The sequence below is a fragment of the Chryseobacterium sp. RLHN22 genome (assembly GCF_051011795.1).
Lineage (GTDB): Bacteria > Bacteroidota > Bacteroidia > Flavobacteriales > Weeksellaceae > Chryseobacterium > Chryseobacterium zhengzhouense.
On record NZ_JBPCHW010000004.1, the window covers coordinates 196,816 to 220,577 of the forward strand.

General features: G+C 39.3%; 15 protein-coding genes. 5 read left to right on the plus strand and 10 right to left on the minus strand.

The genetic code is table 11. The annotated features are described in order from the left end of the window. Positions 1 to 74: 74 nt before the first annotated feature. Complete coding sequence (locus ACR1PN_RS06210; protein ID WP_433979299.1) at positions 75 to 1,019, plus strand: NAD(P)H-dependent flavin oxidoreductase; 945 nt, start codon at positions 75 to 77, stop codon at positions 1,017 to 1,019. Between the two features lie 3 nt (positions 1,020 to 1,022). Next, entirely contained in the window at positions 1,023 to 1,793 is a 771-nt protein-coding gene (locus tag ACR1PN_RS06215; protein ID WP_433979300.1) for an alpha/beta fold hydrolase, read from the plus strand. Between the two features lie 71 nt (positions 1,794 to 1,864). On the opposite strand, the gene ACR1PN_RS06220 is transcribed toward ACR1PN_RS06215, so the two are convergent. Together ACR1PN_RS06220 and ACR1PN_RS06225 are read right to left on the minus strand one after the other, a co-directional pair. Next, entirely contained in the window at positions 1,865 to 2,449 is a 585-nt protein-coding gene (locus tag ACR1PN_RS06220; protein ID WP_433979301.1) for an HD domain-containing protein, read from the minus strand. An 88-nt stretch (positions 2,450 to 2,537) separates the two neighbouring features. Beyond that, complete coding sequence (locus tag ACR1PN_RS06225) at positions 2,538 to 2,816, minus strand: rhodanese-like domain-containing protein (protein WP_433979302.1); 279 nt, start codon at positions 2,814 to 2,816, stop codon at positions 2,538 to 2,540. A gap of 104 nt (positions 2,817 to 2,920) precedes the next feature. On the opposite strand from ACR1PN_RS06225, the gene queG reads away from it, so the two are divergent. The 3 genes from queG (at position 2,921) to ACR1PN_RS06240 (ending at position 5,579) form a co-directional block, all read left to right on the plus strand. Then, positions 2,921 to 3,877 (plus strand): tRNA epoxyqueuosine(34) reductase QueG, encoded by a 957-nt coding sequence (gene queG, locus ACR1PN_RS06230; protein ID WP_433979303.1) that lies wholly within the window; start codon positions 2,921 to 2,923, stop codon positions 3,875 to 3,877. Between the two features lie 355 nt (positions 3,878 to 4,232). Beyond that, positions 4,233 to 4,916 carry a TIGR02117 family protein gene (locus ACR1PN_RS06235; RefSeq protein ID WP_433979304.1) on the plus strand — a complete coding sequence of 228 codons (684 nt, stop codon included), beginning with the start codon at positions 4,233 to 4,235 and terminating at the stop codon, positions 4,914 to 4,916. A gap of 6 nt (positions 4,917 to 4,922) precedes the next feature. After that, positions 4,923 to 5,579: a murein L,D-transpeptidase catalytic domain-containing protein gene (locus tag ACR1PN_RS06240; RefSeq protein ID WP_433979305.1), complete on the plus strand. Its 657-nt coding sequence runs from the start codon at positions 4,923 to 4,925 to the stop codon at positions 5,577 to 5,579. Positions 5,580 to 5,584: 5 nt separating this feature from the next. Here the strand turns inward: ACR1PN_RS06240 and ACR1PN_RS06245 are convergent, their stop codons facing one another. The 8 genes from ACR1PN_RS06245 to ACR1PN_RS06280 all read right to left on the minus strand — a co-directional run bounded on the left by ACR1PN_RS06245 (position 5,585) and on the right by ACR1PN_RS06280 (position 23,618). After that, positions 5,585 to 5,914, minus strand: coding sequence for a helix-turn-helix domain-containing protein (locus ACR1PN_RS06245; RefSeq protein ID WP_433979306.1), 330 nt, complete (start codon positions 5,912 to 5,914; stop codon positions 5,585 to 5,587). A 30-nt stretch (positions 5,915 to 5,944) separates the two neighbouring features. Next, positions 5,945 to 6,124 (minus strand): hypothetical protein, encoded by a 180-nt coding sequence (locus ACR1PN_RS06250; RefSeq protein WP_433979307.1) that lies wholly within the window; start codon positions 6,122 to 6,124, stop codon positions 5,945 to 5,947. Between the two features lie 10 nt (positions 6,125 to 6,134). Next, positions 6,135 to 6,578, minus strand: coding sequence for a transposase (locus ACR1PN_RS06255; RefSeq protein ID WP_378174705.1), 444 nt, complete (start codon positions 6,576 to 6,578; stop codon positions 6,135 to 6,137). 208 nt (positions 6,579 to 6,786) lie between these two features. Next, positions 6,787 to 15,180: a hypothetical protein gene (locus tag ACR1PN_RS06260; protein WP_433979308.1), complete on the minus strand. Its 8,394-nt coding sequence runs from the start codon at positions 15,178 to 15,180 to the stop codon at positions 6,787 to 6,789. 76 nt (positions 15,181 to 15,256) lie between these two features. Next, on the minus strand, positions 15,257 to 15,544 hold the full coding sequence (locus ACR1PN_RS06265) for a hypothetical protein (protein ID WP_378174699.1): 288 nt from the start codon (positions 15,542 to 15,544) through the stop codon (positions 15,257 to 15,259). Between the two features lie 513 nt (positions 15,545 to 16,057). After that, positions 16,058 to 16,579, minus strand: a complete 522-nt coding sequence (locus ACR1PN_RS06270) for a hypothetical protein (RefSeq protein WP_378174696.1) — start codon at positions 16,577 to 16,579, stop codon at positions 16,058 to 16,060. 126 nt (positions 16,580 to 16,705) lie between these two features. Next, complete coding sequence (locus tag ACR1PN_RS06275; protein ID WP_433979309.1) at positions 16,706 to 21,538, minus strand: DUF6923 family protein; 4,833 nt, start codon at positions 21,536 to 21,538, stop codon at positions 16,706 to 16,708. A gap of 127 nt (positions 21,539 to 21,665) precedes the next feature. Beyond that, positions 21,666 to 23,618 (minus strand): hypothetical protein, encoded by a 1,953-nt coding sequence (locus ACR1PN_RS06280; protein ID WP_433979310.1) that lies wholly within the window; start codon positions 23,616 to 23,618, stop codon positions 21,666 to 21,668. Between the last annotated feature and the right edge of the window lie 144 nt (positions 23,619 to 23,762).

Sequence of the window (23,762 nt, forward strand, 5' to 3'; positions counted from 1 at the left end):
AAAACCCACGTTTTTATTATTTTTACCCAATGAGTAATTTTATAGATTTCAACTCCGCTAAAAAACTTCACACAATGAACGAAAGCAAAAATAGAATAACAGAACTTTTTAATATTAAATACCCCATTATCCAGGCCGGGATGATCTGGCATTCAGGATGGAGGCTGGCTTCTGCTGCTTCAAACTGTGGCGGGTTGGGACTAATTGGCTCGGCAAGCATGTATCCCGATATTCTGCGGGAAAATATTCAGAAATGTAAGAAAGCTACTGATAAACCTTTTGGAGTAAATGTCGCCTTGCTTTATCCTAATTTAGATGAAATTATTCAGATTATTTTGGAAGAGGGAGTGAAAATCGTTTTTACTTCTGCCGGGAATCCTAAAACCTATACAGAAACGCTTCAGAAAGAAGGCATCAAAGTAGCTCATGTCGTTTCCTCAACGAAGTTTGCCACTAAATGTGAAGATGCAGGAGTGGATGCGATTGTTGCAGAAGGTTTCGAAGCAGGTGGTCACAACGGTAGAGATGAAACGACGACATTTTGCTTAATTCCAAACGTTAAAAAGCATGTTTCTAAGCCTCTTATTGCTGCAGGTGGAATTGCTTTGGGGTCGCAAATGAAAGCAGCCATGATTTTAGGTGCAGACGGAGTTCAGATCGGAAGCCGATTTGCTGCAACCATTGAAGCGAGTGCTCACGAAAACTGGAAAAATAAAATTACCGAACTCAATGAAGGCGATACGCATCTTACGTTAAAAGAATTGGCGCCTGTAAGAATGGTTAAAAACAAATTCTTTAACGAACTGGAGGAAATCTATAATGTCGGAAGAAATACCGAAGCTTTGGTCGCTTCTTTAGGAAGAGCACGAGCAAAAAAAGGGATGTTTGAAGGCGATATGGAAGAAGGCGAACTGGAAATCGGGCAGGTTTCTGCTTTGATTGACAAAATCCTTCCTGTGAAAACAGTTTTCGAAAATTTGTTGAAAGAGTTTAATGAAGCAGGTAATCCAACTTTATAAATAATGGCTGAAGAGGTAGTTGATGTAAAAGGTAAAAAATTATTTGTAAAATTTGAAAATTCGTTTGAAAAGAGGCCGACAATCGTTTTTCTGCATGATTCTTTAGGTTCCGTTCAGCTTTGGAGGGATTTTCCTGAAAAGCTGGCTAAAGTTACTCAATGTAATGTTTTAATGTATGATCGTTTAGGATATGGAAAATCTTTTCCGATGGCGACTTATGAAAGGGAAAATAATTATATGGAACTCGAAGCAGATGTCCTGAACGATTTGCTTTCAGAGTTAAATATTAATGATGCATTTCTATTCGGGCATAGTGATGGCGGAACAATTGCCCTCATTACAGCATCAAAATATCCTAAAAAAGTAAAAGCAGTCATTTGTGAAGCAGGTCATATTTTTGTGGAAGACCTTACCGTGAAAGGAGTTGAAGAAGCTTTAAATGCCTACAGCACAACAAATCTCCCTGAACGTTTGCAAAAGTATCACGGAGATAAGGTGGAAACCATTGTAAAAGCATGGACGGAAATCTGGCTCAGCGAAAAATTCAGAAGCTGGAATATTGAATGTCTTTTGAAAAATATTACAAGCCCGTTGCTGTTTATTCAAGGAGAAAATGATGAATACGGAACTTTAGACCAAGTTGAAAGAACAGTTTCTCAAGTTGGTGGAAGTTCTGAAAAATTCATTATTCCGAATATTGGTCACACACCACACAAGGAAGCGCTGGAAATAGTTTTACAAAAATCAGTGGAATTTATAGAAAAATATTCATAAGATTAATTGAATAGAGGTGGGCTTTAGCCCACCTTAATTTTTGAGTAAGAAAGAATGGCTTTAGCCAAAACTTACAAATTTATCCATTCAGATTCTATATTTCTCTTTGCCTGAACTTCATATTTCCGTTTAAAATAATTTGTTTTAAAAATACTTTCCAGCTGTAAAAAATGTTCCAAAACTTTTTTCCTTCCCGGTTTATAAAGAAAATCAGGATAAATAGAATATTCTTTTCTGATCTGTGTTGTGTATTCCAAATAAGTCCCATTGTCTTTTCCAAGAATTGATAAATCAGCATCCAAAAGTAAATTGGTGTCTTCATCATCAGATTTCTTGTGAGATTTTGTTGCTAAAATTTGTGCATAAACGCTCTGAATATCTTCATCATTTAAACCTAAACCTGCAAGTCTTTCTTTTGCAAATTCTGCGCTTTTTTCTTCATTTAATTTTGAAGTCGAATCATAAATCACATCATGATAAAAAACTGAAAAAGAAATATTGTTGAAATTTTCAATCTGATTTTTAACCGCATCAATTTCTTCAAACATATTTTCTAAGTGCTGAAGATTATGATAATGCCTGCTTTTTGAGGAGTATTTTTTCTCAATCTCCTTCCAAAAATTGTCAATCAGATTTTTATTATCTGTATAATTCATGCAAAGTGTTTTGAATTTTTCTTTTAAAATCATGCAGTCAGGTTTTAATTAAATAAAAAAGGAACTTAAAAAAAGTTCCTCTGTTTTCTTATAAGCTGGCTTTCAATTCGGCCCAACCGCCCCCGTTGTAGCCGTCTTTTAAACCTTGAGCATTTAGATATTCCAAAGCTTTTCCGCTTCTGTTTCCGCTTCTGCAGAACAAAATCACAGGCTTTTCGATAGATAAAATTTCGTCTTTTCTATCTTCTACTTCTCCCAAAGGAATATTTTTAGCCCCTTCTATATTTCCGTCCATTTCGAGCTCCATCGGCTCACGAACGTCGATTAATTCATAATTTCCTGATTGTAAAACATCTGCTAATGACATAATAGTATAATTTATAGTTAAATGGTAATTGATGAATGAAGTTTTTCAGACATCCAAATTCCAACAAATTTATAAAATAATCCTAATTTTGCAATGCGAAATCTATGAATTCAACAGCCGAAAAATATTCACAATTAATTAAAGCCAAAGCTAAAAGTTTTGGGTTTCAGAATTGTGGAATTTCAAAAGCCGATTTTCTGGAAGAAGATGCACGTCATCTCGAAAAATGGCTGAAAAACAACTATCACGGCGAAATGAAATACATGGAAAATCATTTCGATAAAAGACTTGATCCTAGGCTTTTGGTGGAAGGTTCAAAATCTGTGATTTCGCTTTCTTATAACTACTTTCCCGAAGAAAAAATATCGGCTTTAGAGAATTATAAAATTTCAAAATATGCTTATGCTGAAGATTATCATGAAGTGGTAAAAGAAATTTTACGTGAACTGGTTGCTGAGCTTCAGACCGAAATTGGAGAGTTCAATTTTCGTGTTTTTGTAGATTCTGCACCGGTAATGGAGAGAAGCTGGGCAAAAAAATCAGGAATTGGCTGGGTCGGGAAAAATGCAAATCTGATTACCAAACAAAGTGGTTCGTTCTATTTTTTAGCTGAAATTATTTGTGATTTAGATTTAGTTTCAGATCATGAGACAACTGACCATTGCGGAAGCTGCAGAAAATGTATCGATGCCTGTCCGACCGATGCCATTGTCTCTGAAAAAATTGTAGATGGAAGCAAATGTATTTCATACGCAACTATTGAACTGAAAAATGAAATTCCGGATTATTTTAAAGATCGAATGGAGGATTGGATGTTTGGCTGCGATATTTGTCAGGACGTTTGCCCGTGGAACCGATTTTCTGCACCGAATCTTCAAAGTAAATTTAAACCAAATGATTCTTTAAAAAATTTCAAAAAAGGAGAGTGGAAAGAGCTTACTCAGGAAATGTTCTCGGAAATTTTCAGAAAATCTCCTGTAAAGCGTACCAAGTTTGCAGGTTTGAAAAGAAATATTGAATTTTTGAACCAATCTTCAGATAAGAATTCTGAAATATTGTAGGATAAGATCACGGTCCGGAATTTTAGTCCCGGAAAATAAAGGGGGTTAGTTCTTCATCCTTAAAACAAATGGTTTTAAAGAAGTGACAGAATTTTAGCAATAAAAATCTAAAAAGCCCTTTCTATAAAAGAAAAATTGACTTTCAAAAAGATAAAATCTCTTAGAAAATCAACGTTTTTTCTGTACTCTTTTTGGGGCTGTTTTTACTCTTATTTTAAATCTCTTTTGGGATTTGTTACTTTTGTGCATATTTTCATGTGTTTGATATCTAAATTTAACTAATTTTTCAATTAAAATAAATACTTTTAGCGAAAAATTTAAAATTAATTTTTATTAACCTCAATATTCAAAAAACATGAAGGTGAAAATCATATTATTTTATTTCCTGAAAACGTTGGGAATTATTCTTGGGATTGTTGTTGTATATGCTCTTTTAGGGTACTTGCTTCCATTTATAGAAATTTCGGCAAAAGATGACGGTGAGAATAAAGAAATTCCGATTTACATTTATACCAATGGCGTTCATACCGATATTGTAATGCCTGTGAAGAACGAATTGCACGACTGGAGTGCAAAAATTCCATTTAGCAATACAAAATCAAAAAGAACCGATTATAAGTTTGTGGGAATCGGGTGGGGCGACAAAGGTTTTTATCTCGATACACCGACCTGGGCTGATCTGAAGTTTTCAACAGCTTTCAATGCTGCATTTTGGCTAAGTGAGTCTGCAATGCATTGTTCATATTATACCAAAATGACGGTGGCAGAGGATTGTAAAATGATCATGATCAGTAAAAGCCAGTACAGAGATTTGGTGAAATTTGTAGATGAAAAATTTGATAAAGATGCCGCCGGAAATTATATTTTGATTCCTACCAATGCAGTTTATGATGATAATGATGCATTTTATGATGCAAAGGGAAAATACAGTTTCCTGAATACCTGCAACACCTGGGCAAATGACGCATTAAAAGCTGCCGGACAAAAAGCTGCTTTCTGGACGCCTTCCGATTACGGAATTTTTCTACACTATAAATAGTCTATTGTGAAATTGTTTTCAGCATTTTTTGTAATACTGTTTTTTCTTTCCTGTCAGAAGGGGAAAGAATTCTCTGTTCAAGAAAGTCGATCTGCGGTAAAAAATGACGTTGCTAAGGAAGAAAAACCTGTTTTAGATTTAATTAAAACAAAAAATAAAGCAACGGAAGCTTTGCAGTTTTGTAAAGACAAAAAGCTGAATCCAGATTTCTGCATTTTAATTGATATGAGTCTGCATTCGGGAGTAAACCGTTTTGTAGTCTGGGATTTTAAAGAGCAGAAAATATTAAAAAAATATTTGGTGGGTCACGGTTGCGGAACTAATTCATGGAGCAGCGACGAATCAAAAGACAATCCTTCATTCAGCAATGAAGATGGTAGTCATCTTTCTTCGTTAGGGAAATATAAATTGTCGGGAAGAGGGTACAGTGACTGGGGAATTCACGTAAAATATCTTATGCACGGACTTGAAAAATCAAATTCGAATGCGTTGAAGAGGTTTATAGTTTTCCATTCCTGGAATCTGATGAGTGATGAAGAAACCTTCCCCAAAGGATCGCCGGAAGGGTGGGGCTGTCCTACAGTTTCAAACAATACTTTGAGGGAAATAGATCCCATGATTCAAAACTCTCAAAAACCTGTTTTGATGTGGATTTATAAATAGTCCGATCAATATTTTAGATATAGTTTCCGCCATTTAGTGACCGTATTTCTGCTCAGATTAAAATAGCTGGCCAACTGTGTATTATTCAATTTTTCTTTTTGCTGATAGGTGAGTATATGGATAATTGTTTCGTGATCATACGATTTATGCTTCTGATTAAAGTTTATGGCATTTTTATCTTTTAACCCGAATATTCTGTTATTAAGATCAACAATATCTATGATGCTGAGATTTTTCTTGTTGAAATAATAATCGAATTCATGTCTGCGTTCTGGACATTTTTTAATGATTATATCTTCAAAGATTTTTATATAGTCCGGTCTGTTGTTTTCCACTTTTCTGTTGTTTTTTGTGACAAGTAAAAATTATTGAGTATAAAATACGGTATCAGCAATTCCGTTTTCATTAAAGCCTATGTATATTTTTCTCCTGATGAAAAAGAATATTTTCATAGAATAAATAAGATATCCGGTACCGGATTCTTCAAGAGGCCGGTCTGCCATGAGGACGATAATTTCTTCTTTGGTCTTACCGGTAAGTTTCATGATGTATAATTTAGTTGTTGCTGGTATTGTATTTATTTACCCATTTGTACAAAGTTGTTTTCGGGATTCTGTATCTGTCGATCACCTGCTGTTTTGTCATTTCACCCGAGTTAATAATATTGAGAATAAATTCAATAATTTCTTTGGTATAAATATTTTTGCGAAACTGAGGAAGAGGTGAAGGGTTGGTTTGCTTCTTTTTTTCTGACCACTTTTCTTTGTGTACGGAAGAAAACAGCAGTATGTGCTGTGAATACACTCTGAAAAAATCATATTCCAGCAATTTACTCCATCTCAGAAGAGTATAGGATTCAATACTTTTCGATGTGTACATCTGTTCCACATCATTTTCGGTACATTTCAAAAAGCTGCAGATACGGTTTATATCGGTATTGGTTTCTTTCACCCGGTTTTCTATAAGTTGACCGATATGGATATTTTTAAAATCAATCATTGTGATGTTTTTTAGAAGTTATTTTTTTTCATTCATTGTTTTCTAAGTCTGCAGTGCATTTCGAGCGAAAGGGGTGATTTCTCTGATTGTAGCAGACTGTTGTCATTGTAGAGGTTTTATCATACTCAATATTTAAATTATTCATTTCATCTGTTTTATCATGTCAAAGTATATTTCAACTTTGACATGAAAACAGATTTTTTAAATGTTAATCAGGACACGTTTGTGTGGTCACACAGTGCCACTCAAAGGTTGATCCGTTATTTACACTTGTAAAAATTTTAAGACATTTGTTGGTGGTATCATACACCATCATCCCTTCTCTAAAATCTGCTGCAGGAATTCCTACAGGATTACCTCCTGAGAATGCAACTCTATTCGGTACAAATCCTTTGGTTTTTGACTCTAAAGCCAGCCATCCACCGTTTCTTACCATTGGCCAGTTGTCTGCATCCTGTGCTCCTGCTCTGTTGAGAGAAGTGATACCCGCTTTTGTAGGTAATGCAGGATTACCTGCTGTGGCAGCGATTCCGGGTTTATAGCAGACTGTTGAAGTTGTACACATTGGTAATACTACTTCGTTTGAAACAGTCTCTCCGCTTTCTGCACATTCTCCACTTCCGATCCCTACCAGGAATGTAGAAGAGATTCCCTGTGCCTGTACATCAGGAGTGCTATAAGAGTTTCCTGTATTTACAGTGATGTCAATATAACTTACTCCTACAGGTATTTCTGCATCAATAAGATTAAACAGGTTGTTATTGATAGGGTCGATTGTAGCACCGGCACCGTCTACAGGATAGGTTCCTGTAATAACACCGTCTTCATCTTCACCAGTTACATACGTTACACTCTGAATAATCTGATCATGATCAAACATGTGAAGAATCTCTGCTCCGGTAATACTTGTTGTATTAGGATTGTCGATTTTCATACGATAAGTCATTACCATATTATTCGTACCACAAGTCACATTATTCTTAATCGATAATGTAAGTGCAGGTGCACTTTGTACAGGTGCAGCAGATTGATAATAATTCAGATTAACGACTGGTGATGATAAAGTATTTGTCGGGTTTATACCGTTCGTTACTTCATAGGTAAACTGTGTAGGATATGTACCTGCCACACCAGGATTGGCTACGTCTACATACATCCAGTGCTCTCCGCTTGGTAGAGAAAGTCCTGATAAGTTAAGATTTCCTCCTGTATAAGTCAAAGTTGCTCCGGTCATTGCTCCGGCAGGAAGATCGTTTCCGTTGAATGATCCCGGAACATATACCAATCCTGAAGGTAATGTTTGATGCAGACTAATTGTCTTATTATCACAAATATTATTGTTGGTTACTTTAATACGCATTGTGGTATTTCCGCCACAAGTAGCTAAAGTTTCCTGAGTATAGCTGTGAGAGACATATACATTATCAGGAGTTGGCGGAACAACTTCAGCGCACTCTAAAGTAATATCGCTATAAAGTTCGCTTCTAAGCGTTTTGGCCGTATTTGCACGATCCACAGTAGAAATAATAACAATTCGTTCTACCGGACGGTCAAATCTTACATTTGCAGTCGATACATTCGGTACAAAACCTCTCCATGACATGGTACCAACAGCATTGTTTCCTGTGATATCAAATGTATGGTAAGATGTATTGTATGCATACGTAATCTTAGGCATTACAGCAACTCCGTTACAATATCCGATCACCTGGAAATTGTTCTTATTATTTCTGTAAGTGTTGATATTTGAAATCTGGAAGCTGGCCTTCATTGCCTTCGTTAGTTCAATTCTGTGCTGTACCTGCGCATTGGTATTATCGTATCTTCTGGCAATTGTCCATCTGCCTGCATATTGGCGAGGATATCTTGTCGGTACATATTCAATGCTTGGGTTAGCACTGTAATCCGCATACATGCTTGCGTATAACGGGTTACCGTCTGCGTCATTACCTAACAGAATGTTTTCCTTATTATTGACTGTCTGGTTAGTCCAGGCTCCCTGATTCCATTGGTATCCTGTTCTCAGGGTATAAGTACCTCCTTTACACTGCTCACAAGGAGCTGCTACAAATTTACCACCGAAAGTAATGTATCTTGCCGTATTATCATTATCGAAATTATACGGGAACACCCAGTTGTTTCCACTCTGAGTTCCGGCAATAGCGACAACATTCTGTGTGAAGTTTTCGTCATCGGCAACGTACATTTTGATCTCTGTATTAAGATCGGCAGTATAAGCAGCCAGGTTAGCCTGAAGATAAGTGCCTCCCACAGAACTCGTTCTCTGTACAAGCCATTTTCTTGGGATCAGCTTAATTTGTTCTGTTGCCCCTATAATTTCACCACAATTTCCAATTTCTGTTGGGGTATAAGGTACGGTAGAAGTGTTATTGTTATCTCCAAGTAATAAATAGCCTTCGTCTACAGGCAGTCCTGTTCTTGAAGCTGCTAAATTACTTGATACGAAATCATTGTTTTTAGCGATGGTAAGAATTGTACCGCTGTTCACACTCTTCGATACTTTCTGCTCAAAACCACCGATATCAGCTCTTGCAATACCGAAAATATTGTTGTTATAAGCTGCATTAAGTGTTCCGCTCCAAACAATTGAAGTAGCTGAAGCCGTAGAACCAAGGTAGTGATCAGTACCCACACGCCCTAATGTAATACCGTATTTAATAGCCATATAAGAATCTACTCTTCTACGTTCTACTGCAGATAAATTACCCGCTCCATAGATAATCGTTTCTCCTAAGTGACCGATAAACCCATCATCATCACCGCTTGTAACGACTCCACTATTTGCTCCAAAAATATGTCCACCTGTCATTATACCTCTACTGGAATGCGATAATGCAGCTCCATTTAAGTTTCCATTTAATCCTCTGCTGAAATTCAGGTCAGTAAAAGTGTGATAGGAAATACTAGGGATTGTAATTGAGAATTTAGGGTTTACATCAAATTCAGTTATATCCCCACCGGCATTGGTTCTTCTTACAATGTTACCATTAATTAAGAATCCAGGACTATCCCAGTTGTCTGATCCCATTGTAGTGTTATTTCTTCCTACATTGAAGAATCTAGATCTCGTTCCTCCAGAAGCCATACCTTCTTTTGTAAAGGTAAAGATATCATAGTTTAAAGCAGATAATGTCTGAACGTTTATATTACCTAATTTTTGGGTTCCGCCAGTAAAGTTAAGACCCGAATTGAAATTAAAATAATTTGCAGCCCCTTCAACATATTTAGGTAGCCCGGCTGTAGAAATTTGAGAGACTACCGTTCCTGAGAAATAATCCGTCCAGGAAGTTACATCAGTACCTGCTCCGGTATTTGCTGCGTCTTTGTCGGCTCTGTACCAGTAGCTTAGGGAATTAATTACACCACCCGGTGCATGTCCGAAACCTGCAAAGGTGAAGAATTCTCCGTTGCCTAATGTAACTGTTGCGGTGTTATAAACAACACCGTTTACGGTAACTTCAGTCGTCATTGGCGTGAAGGTATCTCCTCCGGTAAATAACTCATCAGTAGACTGTACCAGATAGAAATTCTGAATGCCCTTTGGCCATGCTACGGTTACAGTTCCTACACCAGAAGTTTTCTGAGTTTTCCAGATTGATTCGAATCTAAAGTTAACTTCTCCGTTTGTTCCTGTATAAGCAAGCGGAGTGCTTAATCCTTGTTTTAATCCGTTATCTCCGACGATTAAGAATTGTCCTTCTGTTAAATCATTGGTATTGTCAGCATTGGTACTAAATAGAGTACTGTTATTACCAATTATCAGCTTCTGATTTACATTAGTACTTGCTGATTGTTTCTGGTGCAATGCTGAAATGTTATCTCTTGCAATACCAAATATATTGTTATTGTAATTGTTATTATTAGCTCTATTCCATACAACATTACTGTTTGATGCAAGGTAATCCTCTGCTAAAGTAGCTCCGTTTTTCAGAGCAAGATAAGAGTTAACCCTTGATTGCTCATTAGCAGTTAGTGGACGCTTGTACCATACGACCTCCATAATGTCACCAGGGAAAGGACCAGGAGCAGTCCAATCGCCATCACCTATTCTTAGACGTTGTCCTTGAATATGGAATCTGTTGGTGCTTACAGTACTCGGGTATGTTTTGTAAATACCATTTACTCCTAACACTCTTTCCCCTCCGACTGAAGTTGAGGTTCCTCCGGCAACAACAGGGTTATTTCCTATCCCTGACACTATATTTGCAGCACCAATATTGAAAGGCTGCTCTTCAAATTGATCTGCATTGTCTTCACCGCTAAATTTATATAGCCTTAGTTTTCCAGTTTGAATAGAAAACCCTGGCTCTGCTCCATTGGAGTCATTATCAATACCGACAATACGTCCTGTTCCCGCAGATGTAGGTCTAACAGCTGAAAAAATAGAATGAGATATATTATCCAGTTGCCCATTAGTCGGATTTAATACCGAAGTAAGATTATTAAAATATCTACTACCAGTATAACCTGTCGTATAAGGATGAAAGTTATGTAACTTGTCTGCCGGTGAAAGTGTCCAAGTACCCACGGCAGGTATGTTATCTTCATTAAGAGAATGATCTTTCCATGCCGTAGAAAGATCTCCGGCATCATCCGATTTTACCCAGAAATCCGGTCCTGCGACTCCACCCGGAGCATGCGCAAATCCTGCAAATGTGAAGAACTGCCCATTACTTAAATTAACGGTTGCTGTGTTATAAACCACACCGTTTATTGTAACTTCAGCAGCCATTGAGGTAAAGGTGTCTGTATTATCAAATATTTCGTTGGATGATTGTACCAAATGAAGATTTGAAACACCTTTAGGCCATGCTACGATTACCTGACCGACTGTACCTGTATTCTGAACCTTCCAGATCGATTCAAAACGAATGTTGGTTTCTCCTCCCGGAGCAGTAGGATTCAATAAGGCAGTGCTTAATGACTGTTTTAAGCCGTTATCTCCTACCATCAGGAATTGCCCTTCTGCTAAAGTATTGGTATTGGCGGCATTTGTATTTGCAAAAGAATTTCCTGCGCCTATAACTAACTTCTGGTTAGCATTAACACTTTTTGATTGTTTTTGATACAGTGATGAAATGTTGTCTCTTGCAATACCAAAAACGTTGTTGTAGTAGCTGTTATTAGCAGATCCGTCCCAAACTACTGTCGCTGTAGAACTCAGATAGTTTCTGTTTTGCTCCTTGCTTAAGGTTTTACCATATTTGATGGCAAGATAAGATTCTACTTTATTTACTTCTTCATCAGTTAATTTATTAGCAAAAATAATCATTTCGTTTTGCTGACCGGTTAACTGTGCTCCAGCATCTGCTTTCCCAACCATCAGTGCATTACGTGCTACGGCTGTATTTACATTTAAAATATTAGTATTATACGTCTGATGAAAACCGTCTAAAGTGATATTAACCGCATTATTTCCTGCTGTTCCTGCTGCATTTTCCCAAGTACCTCCTCCAATGTAAGGTCCATTGATTGTATAGGTACTTTGAGGATCATATTCATTAATTACAGGATAAAAAAGGAATTTATTTCCTGTAAAAGAATATAGTCCTGGATCATCCATTGCGTTTCCTGATCCGGCAACTCCAAATCCGAATAAGGACGAAGATGCACTTGTAGTGTTACCTGCAGAAAACAAGGCTCCCTTACTTCTGTCAAGGATATATCCTGTGGCATCTGCCGGAGCATACTGCAGCCACTTTTGAGTTCCATCATAGCTTACCGTCGGGTTGAAATTCACTAAAGTTGTAGTGCTTGAAAACTGGGGACGGTATGTTGCCGTAGATTGTGATAATGGGAAAGGTCTATTATTAAACTCATTCCATTGCTGTATTGTAGCATTATCAGCAGCAACTGTTGTACCTGCATCCGAGAATAGATTTCCAGAGCCGTCTGCTCTGTACCATGCAGCTGCGGTTACTCCACCCGGGGCAAATTCGTACCCTGCAAATGTAAAAAATTCGCCATTTGTTAAATTAACTGTTGCGGTATTGTAAACCACACCGTTTATTGTAACTTCAGCAGCCATTGAGGTAAAGGTGTCTGTATTATCAAATATTTCATTGGATGACTGTACCAAATGAAGATTTGAAACACCTTTAGGCCATGCTACGATTACCTGACCGACTGTACCTGTATTCTGAACCTTCCAGATCGATTCAAAACGAATGTTGGTTTCTCCTCCCGGCGCAGTAGAATTCAATAAGGCAGTACTTAATGACTGCTTTAATCCGTTATCTCCTACTATCAGGAATTGCCCTTCTGCTAAAGTATTGGTATTGGCAGCATTTGTATTTGCTAAAGAATTTCCTGCGCCTATAACTAACTTCTGGTTAGCATTAACACTTTTTGATTGTTTTTGATACAGTGATGAAATGTTGTCTCTTGCAATACCAAAAACGTTGTTGTAGTAGCTGTTATTAGCAGATCCGTCCCAAACTACTGTCGCTGTAGAGCTCAGATAGTTTCTGTTTTGTTCTTTACTAAGCGTTTGGCCGTATTTAATGGCAAGATAAGATTCTACTTTATTGGTTTCTTGATCAGTCAGCTTACTAGGGAAAACAATCATCTCGTTTTGCTGGAAAGGTACTGATGTTTCTGCTCCCCCTGCCATCAATGCATTTCTACCTGCTGCCATAGTGACATTATTGATGCTGGTATTATACGTCTGATGATAACCATTTAAGGTGATATCTACCGCATTGTTTCCACTTACTCCTGCACCATTCTGCCAGGTACCTCCTCCAATGTAAGGACCGTTGATAGTATAGGTACTCACAGGGTCATATTCAAAAGTTATTGGATAGAATAAAAATTTATTCCCTGTGAAATTATATAAGCCCGGATCATCCATTGTATTATTGGATCCTGATTCCCCAAATCCAAAAAATGCTGTGGTACCAGTAGTATTACCCGCAGAAAACAATGCTCCTGTACTTCTGTCTATAATATTTCCCAATGCATTTCCGTCATACTGCATCCATTTGCTAGATGTTGTATAGTTTACAGTAGGGTTGAAGTTTACCAATGTTGTAGCATTTGAAAACACGGGACGAAGAGTTGCCGTAGATTGAGATAATGGGAAAGGTTTATTATTAAACTCATTCCATTGCTGTATAGCAGCATTATCAGCAGCAGTCGTTGTACCTGCATCCGAGAATAGGTTTCCAGAGCCGTCTGCTCTGTACCATGCCGCTGCGGTTACTCCTCCCGGAGCAAATTCGTACCCTGCGAATGTAAAAAATTCGCCATTTGTTAAATTAACTGTTGCGGTATTGTAAACTACTCCGTTTACAGTAACTTCCGTAACCATCGGTGTAAAAGCATCCGTATTGTCGAATACTGCATCTGGTGACTGCACAAAATAAAGGTTTGCAATCCCTTTTGGCCACGCTATAGTAACGTTCCCGGTGAGACCAGTATTCTGTACTTTCCATACTGCTTCAAAACGGTAATTAGTTTCCCCGTTCGCTCCTCCTGTACTAATTAAAGGTGTACTTAGTGCCTGTTTTAAACCGTTATCTCCGACAATCAGAAATTGCCCGTCTGATAAGCTATTGGTGTTGGCAGCATTCGTGTTAAATAAACCAGCACCGTTTCCGATAATTAATTTCTGATCTTTATTCTCACTTCGGGATTGCTTCTGGTGCAAAGCGCCATTATTGTCACGTGCAATACCAAAAACATTGTTTTGATATAAAGGATCAGAGTTCCATACAATACCATTGGTAGAGTTGAGGTAATTTCCGGAAAGTGTTGTGCCGTACTTAATTGCTAAATAAGACTCCAAACGATTTCTTTCCTGCGCAGTAAGAATGTTCTGATAAATAAGTATCTCATTGAGCTGGCCGTTATGGCTTCCCCAGTCCGAATCGCCACCTATTCTGAACTCCCTTGCAGTATTTACCGTATTTACATTTCTAAAGTTGTTACCGGAGTAAAATGTATTTACTCCATTCAGTGAAATTGTGGTTGCTCCATAGTTCGCAGGGTCAGTAGTACTCGCCCCGTTTTGCCATGAAGAACCTGCCACAAATGAGTTTTTGTAGGTAAATGCATTTGTTGAAATAGGAGTATAGTCACCTCCGTTCTCAGCATACATCAGCAGGTTAAACTGACTATTATTTGAGGTATGGAGACCGGGATAGTCCATATCATCGTTAAATCCAATCAATCCTGCCCCCAAGCCTGTTCCTAAAAAATCTGAATCCATATATCCCGAAGCATAGAAAGTTCCTGATGCGCGGTTTATAATTTCGTTTCCGGTTCCCGGGTCACATTGCATCCAGTGGATACTGGCTCGTGTAAAGGTTACGGTAGGATTAAAATTGGCCAACGTTGTGGCATTAGAATAAACAGGTCTTCTTGCCGCTGTTGTCTGTACAAGATTTCTTCCGGTTCCTAAATAATCATTCCATTGATAAACAGTAGCATTATTTGCAGCAGAGGTAGTTCCTGCATCGGAAAAGACAGATGCATCTGCTCTGTACCAGGCAGCAGGAGATGCTACCCCTCCGGGCGATTGCCCCAGTACGAATAATGTAGGCAGAGCCATACAAAGGGTTAATAAAAATTTTTTCATAAGTATATCGTTAATAGTTTTTTGATGACCTGTAATACTGAATTACAAGTATTTTAAATAATACAGCTGCTGTAAACTAAGGTTTCCAGAAGCTCCATACCGATCCGTTGTACACGGCGAGTTGTTTCTTTACGGTATCGTACGCCATCATTCCCGGTGCGGGATTAACGATATTCAGATGAGGGCTTGCTACCTGAGGCAATATCATGGCTTTATTGGTGTCCGATAAAACCAGTACTCCTGCAGTGGTGTCCGTAGCGCCTGTTGCTCCGATAGCAGCTTTTGCTGTTCCGGATTCTGTTTTTGTGGTTTGTAGCAGAATATCTGCTGTACCGGTAGTGTCGACACTAAGGTCAGCCCACATACCGGTATCTTTCAGATATTTTACCTTGTGGTCGGTCGTATCATAAATGATCGTACCATTTTCAGTGATTCCTGCCGAATTTTCTACATAGGGTAGAATGAGGCCGCGATTTTCTGTATTGGCAAATTCCAGGGATACCGAGGCGTTGGTTACGTCTGGTTTCCCTATGGCAATTTGCGATTTCACAGAACCCATCAGTGCAAGCAATGCTACTGTGGGGAGAAGCTGTTTCTTCATAATTTTTAATAGGTTTTATGTTAAGATTTTTGGGTTTACAGAGTATGATATTGTGAAGACCAACAGCCTAATGTTGTCCTTCCCAATACGGGTATATTGGGAACCCCAACAGCAGGCTGTTGGGGCGGCCAATATCTTCGTGGGTTATACCACATTCAGAATCTTGTCCAGCACTGCTGTTCTCGGTTCTTTCAGGAATGCAGAGTTTGATAGATAAGCTTTTATTTTGTGTACTATTGGCATTGGTGTAATTTTTTAATGTTATTATTCATTTATCTAAGGTTTCCAGAAAGACCAGACTGTTCCGTTGTATACTGCAATCTGTTTCTTTACGGTATCGTAAGCCATCATTCCCGGTGCTGGATTAATGATATTCAGGTGTGGGCTCGCCACTTTTGGTAATATCATGGCTTTATCGGTATCAGACAAAACCAATACTCCAGGTGTTGTATCTGTTGCAGCGGTTGTACCAATGGCTGCTTTTGCCGAAGCAGACTCTGTTTTACCGGTCTGTATCGATATATTCGCAGCTCCCGATGTATCTACACTCAGATCCTGCCAGACATTCGTGTCTTTAAGGTATTTTACTTTATGATCGGTAACATCGTAGATGATGGTACCGTTTGTTGTAACAGAAGTTTTATCTTCAAGGTAGGGGAGTATCAATCCTCTGTTTTCTGTATCGTTGAACTCTAGAGAAACTGATGTATTGGAGACCTCCTGTTTTCCGATGGCAATCTGTGATTTTATACTGATTGCAATGAGTAGTGTTGCGAGTATTAGAAAGTTATTTTTCATAGTGTGTATTTTTATGGATGCTCTATTATGGAGCGCTCATTTGTTTTTTTAACTCTTGACTGTTTAGCTTTGCTTCTGCCCGGAACAGTAAAATACCATTCCGGGAGTAGCGAAGCATTTTGTTATTTAGTCCGGGCAGGTCTGTGTGGTTACACAGTGCCATGCCATTGAAGTATCACCGTCTTTCATCGTGTATACTTTCAGACATTTGTTGGTGGTATCATATACCATCATTCCTTCTCTAAAGTTTGCCGCAGCAATTCCTACCGGGGTATCCGGTGTTGCAGGATTGGTATCTGCATCTGTAAAGGCTACACGGTTTGGCACAAATCCTTTTGTTTTGGATTCTAAAGCAACCCATCCGCCTTTTCTTGCCATCGGCCAGTTATCAGCATCTGTTGCACCTGCTCTGTTAAGTGTAGTGATCCCCACTTTGGTGTCTAATGCCGTTCCCGCTGTAATGCCCGGCTTATAGCATACCCCGTTTGTATTTGTATCTGTTGCAGTATTGTTGCTGGTATTAGGATCTGTAGAGTTCACCGGCGGCGTTACCGTAACGGTATTTGTAAGGTTTCCTGTAAATGTAAGAGGAACATTAACGGTTACCGTATAGGTAATTGTACCACCTATAGGAAGGCCTACCACATCATTCAGAGCTCCTGTCTGAGGACCCGTGATGCTTGTTGTGGCTCCACCCGTAAGTACCGGTACCGAATAGGATACATTGGCTGCCGGGATACCTGCAGGTACCGGATCGGACACCGTAGCACCAAGCACTCCATAAGCACCACTGTTATTGCTCACCACAATTGTATACGTAGTGGCAGAACCAGGAATATAAGTTGTTTTACCGTCTGTTTTGGTAATACTTAAATCAGCAGGGAAAGTGATTACTGCATTTGAACAGTTGGCTCCGTCATTACCAAATGCAGAAATAGATTCTGATATTTTTGTCGCCTGACCTGTCGTTTTATTGAACTGATAGAAACCGGATCCGTCATCTTCATTTCCAAAAATATCTCCGTTGCTGTCAGAATACATCGCACCAAAGAAAACGTTTCCTAATGCACTTGGGCTGCCCACGTTGGTTACCACCCCTGAAGTGTTGATTGAAACTAATCGTCCTGTAGATTGCTCATAACCGTAGAACAGGTTGGTTGTACTATCAAACGCAATGTCGTTCACTTTTAAGCTTCTGGAAAGTGTGATCTGCGTAGCCGTATTGGTGGATAAATTGATTCTATAAAGATTACTTGAATCAAAATTGATGATATAATAATTTCCTGCATTGTCAAACCCACCTGCGTTATACCCACCTGCAGGCAGACTGGTAACGGCACCAAGATCGGTAAATGTACCATTAGCATCAATCTTTACCATATGGGTTGCATTAGCCGCATCTGTTCTCATTCCGTAAAGGAAATTATCCACCGTATTGTACCCGATTCCGTTTACTTTCATACCTGCAGGCGATTCGCCTATTATGGTTTTTGTAAACGGATTGGTAGTATTGTCTAAGGTATACAGTATGGTTTTGTCTGTTGCTGCAGAACCGTATTGTGTTAAATAGAATTTAGTGTCACAAGTGAAAGGTGCTGAAGTACTGACAGTTGGCGCTCCACAAAGATCGATCTCCGGGGTATCTGCAAAGTTATATTGATTTTCATTAGCATTTACACTTGTTCCGTCACCCATACTTCCATTGATTCTATGCCCAACATATCCGTATTTCTTTGAGTTTTCTTTAACGACCATTGAAGTATGTCCTCCGGTTTCTACAGCAATCACTTTGTCTGTCCAGTTCAATTTTCCGATATTATATGGATCTGTTTGAGGAATACTGCCCGGCATCTCTGTTGGATTCATTGTGGTAGTACTACCTCCCAACATTATTCCGTCATTGGCTCCCCAAGCCCATAGCCTGCCGTCTGCCGTAAGTACATTAATGGAACCCGCCATATATGCATTGCTGCTACCAAAAGTACTCATGTCGTGTTCATTCGGGCTGATCCAAACCACATTGGTTAGGTAATCTCCTGCCGTTACCGATTTTTGTACCTGTACCCAAGTGTTACTGTTTGTTGTTCCAAAATCACCTAATTGACCTCTGCTGTTTTCTCCCATGGCATAAACATTACCATTAGTGCCCAAAATGTAATAAGTACTAGTCCTAACATTACTGCTACCGCTTACTCCAATCATTTTTGGGATTACAGTACCTGCAGCCGGCAGGGTCATTTGTGTAGCAAATACTCTTGCTGATTCAGCAGTACCATTGCCTAACCTTGTACCCTGTCCCCAAGTATATACCTCACCAGTCGCAGTTAATGCCATTAACGTTTTCCAACCATTTCCACGTATGGCAACTACGTTATTTAATGTTGTCGTTGCATTGGTACGTACGCGGTGCCATAATGCTCTGTTTGCAAGGTTATCTGATGCATTATCTCCGAATAGACGACCTTCCTGTGCCAATACCCAAACTTCACCAGAGCAGGTGGTCAATGCTAATGCATTATAAGTACCAAACAACATTTTGACATCTGTAGGAGCCACGCCGTCAGGTAAACCATCTGCTTTTACTGCCCCACCATTTACGCCAAAAGTTCCGATACTTACTTTCTGAAAAGTGGTACTGCTTGTAATATCATTCGAAATCAAAACTCCTTCACCTCCCCAAGCAAATAGCCCAGTTGTGGTTAAAACGACACTTTGAGCTAAGTTTATACTGCTACTTCCGCCTGTAAACTTAAGGATATCGCCAGTAAGTGCCGGATAGTTTGTACTATTAACCTCTGTAGGCGCCAATACGTGAGAGGTACCATTACTTGCCATTCTTTCGCCCCATACCATTAGTGCGCCTGTAGTTGCATCTCGCATCATTGTACTATGGAAGGTGCTTACCATATTGTCATATTCTATGGTATTTGGATTTCCGGTATTGAGGAACGTGTTTGGGTTACAGTCTCCTGAGAAACAATAATTTTGCGGCATTACAGTTATAGTAACATCACTAGTACTGATACAAGTGCCAGTTGCAACTGACCAGCGGAAAACATAAGCACCTACTGTAAGTCCTGTCACAGAAGAATTATATAAGGACGGGTCAACAATTACCGGATCGGATGCGCCTGTCGGTTTGGAAATTACCGTCCATGTACCGGTAGCAACCCCCGGATTGTTTCCGTTTAATATAGTTGTAGTTCCTGTTACATTCTGATTGGATCCTGCATTTGCACCCACTTGTGCAGATACGAATACTGAAAATGTTCCTTCCAATGAAGTTCCCGAACAAGCATATTCTTTATCTAAGAATGCCCCAACAGTTGAGGTATAGGTATCTGCTTTTATTTTAAATACATATTCTCCCTCCATATTAAGATTGGAAATGGTGGTAGAGGTATTTGTGAATACTGTATTAGCGTAAGGCTCAAAAACAGGATTTGCAGCTCCTGCAGGTTTTGATACTAAGGTTAATCTGTAACGGCCGTCAAAATCCTGAAAATAGCTGCTGTTTACTACACCTTTGTATACTGCAGGCAATGGAATTGTTGCTGTTACAACGCCGGACCCCGGATAACATACGGTTGTAGTAGGTACTGCGACATTCGGGCGGTTGCCATCTGAGATATGGATATAATAATATTGTATAGCTGAACAGGCTCCGGCATTATTTCTGGTAATCGTAAATCTATATGTTCCTACACGCCAACCTCCTGCAGGTGGTGTTACGGTAGCACTTCTTGTTGCCGTACCTGCTCCTCCGTTTACCACGACAACCGCCCCACCTGGAGGCGGAGTACCTGACTGAACTGCAGTCGTATTGATGGTAGCCGGATTATCCGCCGGATCAATGGTATAGTAAAATGTAATCGGAGTAGAAAGTCCTGCATACCCGCAATGAACTTCGCCCCCAGAGCTTCCACCATCATAAATCATCATCTGCTCAGGTCGGGAAGAGGTCAGAAAGTTTACCGGGTTAGGTTGTATTCCATTATAGGTATACGTGAGTTCCGGTGTTGTATACGTCCCGCTGGCATTCGAAATGGTCAAAGTAAATTTGTAAACTCCTGTAACATTCACACCGGTAAAATGTATATTATTATCATACATATTAGAATAGGCAATATTCCCCCCTGCCGGCTGGCTGGTAACGTTCATGGTAATAGTTGTACCAAAGTTTCCTGAGGAACCGGGTGAAGAAGGATATCCTTTTGAAAACTTAGGAGATAAACCTTGAAGTGAAATAAAATGACTTCCACCGCTGGAAACACATTTAGAAGTTGACACCGCTGGAAGTATCTGAGGATTCGGAATAAAACGTACGATAGCCGTATCCTCATAATAACAGTTAGGATTGTTAATAGAGGTTATCCTCAATGTTACTACATACGCCGGATCAATATCATGATCTGCTTTTTTAATAAGGCTAAAGGTTGTTGTTGCCGATAATGGGGAACTAAACTGAGAGTTAGTGTCCACCTCTGTTGAACTTCGTTCCCATCTGTAAATATTATAGGCACGCCATGATGCAGTATATCCGTTAGGTACTACACCATTAAGAGTTACAGTACCATCAGTAGCATTAACATTGGTAATATCCGGACCTGCTGTAAAAGTAGAAATCTCTCCAGGTGCGGTAATGGTTACCTGAGAAGTAACCGAACCAGACGGGCTGCAATTTTGAGTAATCTGGAATACATAATTTCCGGGGAATGTCATTCCTGTTACATTGGGCGTCAGGGAATTTACATTACTGAACACCGGATCGGGTGCACCTGGCGGTTTGGAGACCACGGTCCACACGGGGGATCCGGTCGTACCCGAAGAGCTTCCCTGTAATGTATAGGAAGTACCGCATATCGTGGTATTTCCTCCTGCATTTACGCTGCATTGTGCGTAAAGAATCATATTCCCCATAAAGAGCAATAAGAGTAAAAAAAGATTTCGTTTTTTCATCATTTTGTTTTTAGAATCATTTTTGTTCGTTTAATTGTTTTCATTTTCATCATTCAATATCCATTATTCTATAATGGGTTTGTATTTAAGCATTGTTGTTTTAAAAATTTATTTATACTATAATAAGTTACTGTGCGAGCTTTGTTATAGAAAGCCCTCCGTAATTCACAATATTGTCTGTGTCTGCATTACAGCCGAAGCGAACTCTTATCTGATCACCTGCGTTTAGAAAACCTGTCCAGTATAAGGTGTTGCCATTGTCTACGATCGTACCCGCAAGATTAGAGTAGGTATCTTTAAGCATCGTAACCCAGTTTGTACCTCCATCTGTGCTTTTTTCATAGAATGCCATAGTATGCCATGTAGGGGTTGGCGATCCCGTACTTGTATGGGTACTGGAATTTTGCATGACTATAATATAAACTCCTCCCATATTTGCAGGAACCGTAAAAATATTATTGGTCCATGCATTATATACGTCAAGACTTTCATTTGTAAATTGCCCGATGGCAGAAGAAGAACCTGATTGAGCTTTTACATTCTGCGTACCCGGTGCGTTTGCGATCACAAGCACTCTTGAGGTTCCTGCATCTGAAGGAATACCTGCTACGGTTCCCAAGACACCGTTGGCGTCTGCCACTACGGTTCTAGTTGCGTTAAAGGTTTGATCTTGGCTAGCAGATGCTGCACCTCCCGGTGTGGTGTTGATGGCATTGGCTGTACCGTTTGCGGGAAGGTTTCTAAGTCTTGTGATACCGTTGTTATCAAGCTTTTCGGTTGGATTCGCTACATTCATGCCGATATTTCCTTCTCCTGTTATACGCATCTTTTCTGTGCTGTTAGCTCCTCCTCCTGCACTTGTTTCAAATTTTATTGGCGCTGATTGAGTTGTGAATCTGGAAGCAAGGGTTAGTCCACGGGAATCATTTAATACGACAATTTGTCCGGTACCCTCGGGATCCTGATAAAAACTCATGATAGAGTTTACTGCATCTCCGTTATTGTCATTCGCTGTCAATACCATATCAGCTCTTTTCGATCCTGCTGTTCCATATTGCCGAATTCCACCTGAACTTGGAAAGGATGTATATTGGTTGCTCCCTAAGAAAGTCAGACCAAAACCACTTTGAGTCAACGTACGGTCACTTGTAAGGGTTCCATTAGCGTTGTAGATATTGACAGGAGTTGCAGGTAATCCTGCTACAGTTCCCAAAACGCCGTTGGCATCGGCAACTACAGTTCTGGTTGCTGTAAAAGTCTGATCTTGTGTTGCAGATGCATCGCCTGTAGAGGTTGTATTGATTGCATTCGTCGTGCCATTCAATGGAAGTATTCTTAATCTTGTAATGCCGTTGTTGTCAAATCTCTCTGTCGGATCAGAACTATTAACACCTACATTACCTTCTCCTGTAATCCGCACTCTTTCCACACTAGTAGTATTGCCTCCAGGACTGGTGGACAGTGTTATTGGTGCGGAGGCAGCAGTAAAGTGAGTCGCTAGATCAAGACTACTGGAGGTTCCAGTTGCTGTTATCGAAGAGCTTGCATTAGGCCATTGCTGCATCCATAGATTAGCATTTCCTCCATGAAATCCCATAGCAGCATCGCTTGAAGTATTTGTGGCCCGTTGATGTATTCTTCCGGCGGTATCCCAATAAGTAGTTCTGTCTGTTCCGTTAAAATTTAGCTGATATCCACTTAGCGTTAGTGTACGAGTACTGGTTAAAGAACCGTTTGCAGTGTAAATGTTTGTAGAAACGGAAGAAGACTTAACAGTTTGCCATAAAGTTCCATCAAAATAATAATAGCCGGCACTGGTTACATTAACAGTTTGTCCTGCCGGTGCTGAATCTGCAGCTGTTATATATACCAATGTACCGGTCTGGTCTGTGGTATATGTTTTGGCTCTTAGTTGATTACCTGTAAGTCTGGGAGCGGTTATACCATCTAATGAGTTGGTATCGGCTGCTTTTCCTACAACATCCAACGTTGATTTTGGAGTTTCTGTATTGATTCCTACTTGAGAGAATATTGATACGGAGAATAATAGGGTTCCTAAAAGAATAATTTGTTTTTTCATCTGTTTTAATTAATTACAATTATCAGGATTTAATGAAAACACCTCTTTAATGATTCTTTAAAAAGAATGAGATTTTTTCAATCATTTTTGTTCAGTTTGATTATGGTTGCCAAAGCTTATTCGGTTACAACAAAATGTTACGGT